General features: G+C 69.0%; 2 protein-coding genes. Both read right to left on the bottom strand.

Features of this window, described 5'->3' with window-relative positions; all coding sequences use genetic code 11:
• A partial coding sequence (locus ACIP21_RS28655; RefSeq protein WP_400694977.1) for a condensation domain-containing protein occupies positions 1–1,787 on the bottom strand: 1,787 nt, incomplete at its 3' end.
• On the bottom strand, positions 1,787–6,091 hold a 4,305-nt coding region (locus ACIP21_RS28650; protein ID WP_400694975.1), incomplete at its 5' end, for an amino acid adenylation domain-containing protein. The genes ACIP21_RS28655 and ACIP21_RS28650, both read right to left, overlap by 1 nt.

Below are 6,091 nucleotides of genomic sequence, written 5' to 3'. Positions count from 1 at the left end.
AACATGTAGCTCAGGCGTTCGGCGGGGTATTCCGGGTCCAGCGGCACATAGGCGCCACCGGCCTTGAGGATGGCGAGCAGGCCGACTACCAGCTCGAGGCTGCGTTCGGCGGCGATGCCGACCGGGGTGTCCTGGCGCACGCCCTGGGCGATCAGGGCATGGGCCAGTTGGTTGGCCTGGCGGTTGAGCTGGGCATAGCTCAACGTGCGTTCGCCGAACACCAGCGCGGTGGCGTCGGGGGTGCTGCGTACCTGGGCTTCGACCAGGGCGTGGATCGACGGTGCGGCGGGGTAGCTGTGGGCGGTGGCGTTCCATTGCTCGAGCAAGCGCTGCTCGGCGTCGGCCAGCAGGATGGCTTCGCCGAGGGGCAGGTGATGGGCTTCGGTCACGTGCTTGAGCAGGCGCAGCCAGTGTTCGCCCAGGCGGGCGATGGTGGCGTGGTCGAACAGCGCGGTGGCGTAGGTCAGGCTGGCGCCCAGGCCCTGGGCGTCTTCATGGGTGTTGAGGGTCAGGTCCAGCTGCGCGGTCTCGGTGGCCAGCGGCAGCGGCGCGATGGCAAAGCCGTGGGCAGGGCCCGCATCGCCCTGGACGCTGGTATTGACCTGGTGGTTGAACATGACCTGGAACAGCGGGTTGTGGCTGAGGTTGCGTTCCGGCTGCAGGGCCTCGACCAGTTGCTCGAAGGGCAGGTCCTGGTGGGCCTGGGCCTGCAGCGTGGTGGCCTTGACCTGGTCGAGCAGGGCGTCGAACGACAGGGTCGGCTGGCACTGGGCGTCGATCACCAGGGTGTTGACGAAGAAGCCGATCAGTTGCTCGGCCTCGACCCGGTTGCGGTTGGCCGTGGGCACGCCGACGCGAATGTCCGGCTGGCGGCTGTAGCGGTGCAGCAAGGCCATGAACGAGGCCAGCAGCACCATGAACGGCGTGGCCTGGCGGGCCTGGGCGAGCTGGCGCACGGCATGTGCCAGGGCCGGCGGGATGGCCAGCGGCAGGCGCGCGCCTTCCAGGCGCTGCACGCTCGGGCGCGGGCGGTCCTGCGGCAGCTCCAGCACCGGCATTTCGCTGCCCAGGCGCTGGCGCCAATAGTCGAGCTGGCGCTCCTGTTCGCCGGCTTCCATCCAGTGCCGCTGCCAGATGGCGTAGTCGGCGTATTGCAGTTGCGGCTCGGCCAGCTGGCTGGGCAGGCCCTGGCTGAAGCGGGTGTAGCAGTGGGTCAGTTCCTCGACCATCACCTGGATCGAGCGGCCATCGCTGATGATGTGGTGCTGCACCACCAGCAGGACGTGATCATCGCTGGCCAGTTGCAGCAGCTCTGCACGCAGCAGCGGCCCACTGGCGAGATCGAAGGGTTCGCGCAGGCGCGCCTGGATATCGGCCTGCAGGGTGGCTTGGTCGACGCGGGTCACGGTCAGCGCCAGGCTCGCCGTGGCCTCGACCAGTTGGGCCACGCCCAGGTCGTCTTCGACGAAACGCGTGCGCAGGCTGTCGTGGCGGCGCAGCAGTTCATCCAGGCTGGCCTGCAGCGCGCCGTGGTCGAGCACACCGCGCAGGCGCAGGGCGCAAGGGATGTGGTAGGCGGTGGACTGGCGGTCGAACTGCCAGAGGAACCACTGGCGCTGCTGGGCGTACGACAGTGGCAGGCGGACGAATTCCTCGCGTACCCGGGGGATCGGCAGGCTCGCCACTGACAGGCCTTCCTCGCGCATCTTCTGCAGGTATTGCCGGCGCTTTTCCAGCGGCAGCAAGACGAAGCGTTTGGCGATTCTCGAAGCGGCAGTGCTGTCCATCAGTGTTCCTCCATTTCGTCGAGCCAGGCTTCGAGGGTGTCGAGCTTGCTTTCATCGACCGCGGTTGTCGTGGTGTCCAGGTGAAGCGCCAGGGCTTCGAGGGTCGGGTGCTGGAACAGGGCCTGGGGGGTCAGTTCGCGGCCCAGCGCCAGCTGGATGCGCGAGACGGTATTGATCACCAGCAGCGAATGGCCGCCGAGTTCGAAGAAGTCGTCGTCCAGGCCCACGGCCTGTACCCCGAGCACCTCCTGCCAGATGCCGGCCAGTTGTTGCTGCAAGGGGGTCTGCGGCGTGCGCAGGGGGCGTTCGGCGTTGCTGTCGGGTGGCGCTGGCAATGCCTTGCGGTCGAGCTTGCCGTTCGGGCTCAACGGCATGCTGTCGAGCCATACGCAGTGGGCCGGGACCATGTAGTCGGGCAGCTGCGTTTTCAGCACGGCGCGCAGGGCGGCGCTGTCGCGGGGGTGTTCGGGCTGGCTGACCAGGTAGGCGAGCAGGCGCGTGCCGCTGGGGGCCGGGTCTGCGATCACCACGGCCTGGGTGATGCCGGGCTGCTCCATCAGCCGCGCCTCGATCTCGCCGAGTTCGATGCGCAGGCCGCGGATCTTCACCTGGTGGTCGATGCGCCCGCAGTACTCGATCACCCCGTCGGCGCGGTAGCGTGCCAGGTCGCCGGTGCGGTACATGCGTGCGCCGGGCTGGAACGGGCAGGCGACGAAGCGTTCGGCGGTCAGCGCCGGGCGCTGGTGGTAGCCGCGGGCCAGGCCCACGCCGCCCAGGTACAGCTCGCCGATGACCCCGGCCGGTTGCGGTTGCAGGCCGGCGTCGAGGATCCAGCAGGCCAGGTTGGCGATCGGCGTGCCGATCGGCACGCCGGTCTTGCCTTCGTCGCGGCAGGTCCAGTGGGTGACGTCGATGGCCGCCTCGGTGGGGCCGTAGAGGTTGTACAGGTTGGCCTGGGGCAGGCGGGCGAAGACTTGCTGCTGGGCATCCACCGGCAGCGCTTCACCGCTGCAGACGATGCGTTGCAGGCTGGTGCAGCGGCTGGCCTGCTCGTCGAGCAGGAAGGCCTGCAGCATCGACGGCACGAAGTGCAGGGTGCTGACCTGGTGCTGCTCGATCAGCTGCACCAGGCGCGCCGGGTCGCGGTGATCGCCCGGTGCGGCGATGGCCAGGCGGGCGCCGGTGATCAGCGGCCAGAAGAACTCCCAGACCGACACGTCGAAGCTGAACGGGGTCTTCTGCAGGACCGTGTCGCTGGCGTCCAGGTCGTAGGCGACCTGCATCCATTGCAGGCGGTTGGCCAGGGCCTGGTGGCTGTTGCCGGCGCCTTTCGGGCGGCCGGTGGAGCCGGAGGTGTAGATGACGTAGGCCAGCTGCTCGGGCGTGCACGGCAGTTGCGGGTCGTGCTCGGGCTGCGTGGTTTGAGGCGAGTCGAGCAATTGCACGGGCAGGCCGGCCGGCAGTGGCAGGCGTTCCAGCAAATGCGACTGGGTCAGCAGCAGGCCGATGCCGCTGTCCTCGAACATGTAGCTCAGGCGTTCGGCGGGGTATTCCGGGTCCAGCGGCACATAGGCGCCACCGGCCTTGAGGATGGCGAGCAGGCCGACTACCAGCTCGAGGCTGCGCTCGGCGGCGATGCCGACCGGGGTGTCCTGGCGCACGCCCTGGGCGATCAGGGCATGGGCCAGTTGGTTGGCCTGGCGGTTGAGCTGGGCATAGCTCAACGTGCGTTCGCCGAACACCAGCGCGGTGGCGCCGGGTGTGCTGCGTACCTGGGCTTCGACCAGGGCGTGGATCGACGGTGCGGCGGGGTAGCTGTGGGCGGTGGCGTTCCATTGCTCGAGCAAGCGCTGCTCGGCGTCGGCCAGCAGGATGGCTTCGCCGAGGGTCAGTTGCGGGGCATCGATCACTTGCGCCAGCAGGCGCAGCCAATGCTCGGCCAGGCGCGCGATGGTGGCCGCCTCGAACAGGTCGCGGTCGTAGCTGAAGCTGGCACTCAGGCCGTGCTCACCCAGGGCGGTGCCCAGGGCCAGATCGAACTGGGCCTGCAACGGCTGGCTGTCCAGCGCCTCCAGGCGCAGGGCGCCAAGTGGCGTGGCGGCGGCCGCCTGGTGATGGTTGTACAGCACTTGGAACAACCCCTGTTGCGCGCCACGCTGGGGCAGCAGCGCCTCGAGCAATTGCTCGTAGGGCAGGTCCTGGTGGTCCTGGGCGTCGATCATCGCCTGGCGGGTCTGTGCCAGCAGCGCTGCGAACGACAGGTCACTGGCGCATTCGGCGCGCAGCACCAGGGTGTTGACGAAGAAGCCGATCAGTTGCTCGGTTTCCACGCGGTTGCGGTTGGCCACCGGCATGCCGATACGCAGGTCCGCTTGGCCGGTGTAGCGGTGCAGTACGGCCTGCCAGGCGCTTAGCAGGACCATCGGCACGGTGGCCTGGTGCTGTTTGGCGAAACCTTGCAGGGCTGCGGCGAGCGCATTCGGCACGGCCAGTTGCAGGCGCCCGGCCGGGCGTTGCGAGTCGTCGCGGCGCGCGTGGTCCCAGGGCAGCTCCAGTGCCGGTGGCTCGCCGGCCAGTTGCGCGCGCCAGTAGGCCAGCTGGCGCTCGCGCTCGCCGGCTTCGAGCCAGCCGCGTTGCCAGGCGGCGAAGTCACCGTATTGCAGTGCCAGGGGCGGCAAGGCCTCGCCCTGATACAACGCGCACAGCTCGCGGACCATCACCTGCATCGACCAGGCGTCGGAGACGATATGGTGCTGCACCAGCACCAACAGGTGCTCGTCGGCGCCGATCCGGGCCAGGCCCACGCGCAGCAGGCGGCCGCTGGCCAGGTCGAAGGGCTGGCCGAGCAGGTCGGCGACGAAGGCGTGCTCGGCACCCTGATCCAGAGCCTGGGCCTGCAGGTTCAGCGACCACGGCGCGAGGATCTGCTGGCGCGGTTGTTCGCCGTCGAGGGTGAAGGCGGTGCGCAGGGTTTCGTGGCGGGCGATCAACTGGTCGAAGGCGTTGCCAAGCGCGGCGACATCCAGCAGGCCCTTCACGCGCAGCACGCTGGGGATATGGTAGGCACTGCCGGCTGGGTCCAGCTTCCACAAGAGCCACTGGCGCTCCTGGGCGAACGATAGCGGCAGCTGGTCGCGGCAGGACTGGGCCTGGATGGTCGTGCTGCCCACGCTTTGCAGGCTGGCCAGGGCCTGGCAGAAATCGCCCAGGCGCGGTTGGTCGAAGAGCAGGCGCAGGGGGAAGTCCAGGGCCAGTTCATGGCGCAGGCGTGCGACGACCCGCGCCACCAGCAGCGAGTGCCCACCCAGGGCGAAGAAGTCGTCGGCCAGGCCCACCCGTTCGACGGCAAGTAATTCGGCCCAGGTCGCCGCGACCTGCCGTTGCAGGGCGCTGGTCGGCGCCAGGTATTGCGCCTGCTGCGATTGCGCGTCCAGCGGTGGCAACGCCTTGCGGTCGAGCTTGCCGTTGGGGCTCAGCGGCATGGCGTCGAGGAACAACCAGTGGTTGGGCACCATGTAGTCGGGCAGGTGGGCCAGCAATGCCTGGCTCAGTTGCTGGCGTTGCGGCGCCGGCTCACCGGCCTTGGCCACCAGGTAGGCGACCAGCTGGTTGTCCACCGCCAGCACAGCGGCTTCATGGATGGCCGGGTGCTCCATCAGCCGTGCCTCGATCTCGCCGAGCTCGATGCGCAGGCCACGGATCTTCACCTGGTGGTCGATACGCCCGCAGTACTCGATCACCCCGTCGGCGCGGTAGCGCGCCAGGTCGCCGGTGCGGTACATGCGCGCACCGGGCTGGAACGGACAGGCGACGAAGCGTTCGGCGGTCAGCGCCGGGCGCTGGTGGTAGCCGCGGGCCAGGCCCACGCCGGCCAGGTACAGTTCGCCAATGACCCCGGCAGGCAAGGGGCGCAGGCCGGCGTCGAGGATCCAGCAGGCCAGGTTGGCGATCGGGATGCCGATCGGTACGCCGGTCTTGCCTTCGTCGCGGCAGGTCCAGTGGGTGACGTCGATGGCCGCTTCGGTGGGGCCGTAGAGGTTGTACAGCTTGGCCTGCGGCAGGCGGGCGAACACCTGCTGCTGGGCCTCGACGGGCAGGGCTTCGCCACTGCAGATGATGCGCTTGAGGCTGTTGCAGCGGGTCATCTGGCCGTCGAGCAGGAAGGCTTGCAGCATCGACGGCACGAAGTGCAGGGTGCTGATCTGGTGCTGCTCGATCAACTGCACCAGGCGCGCCGGGTCGCGGTGATCGCCCGGTGCGGCGATGGCCAGGCGGGCGCCGGTGATCAGCGGCCAGAAGAACTC

Source organism: Pseudomonas sp. NPDC089401 (assembly GCF_044749485.1).
In the GTDB taxonomy this organism is placed as follows: Bacteria; Pseudomonadota; Gammaproteobacteria; order Pseudomonadales; family Pseudomonadaceae; genus Aquipseudomonas.
The sequence above is the reverse complement of the archived record's forward strand: the minus strand, read 5'-3'. Positions and strand labels throughout refer to the sequence as shown.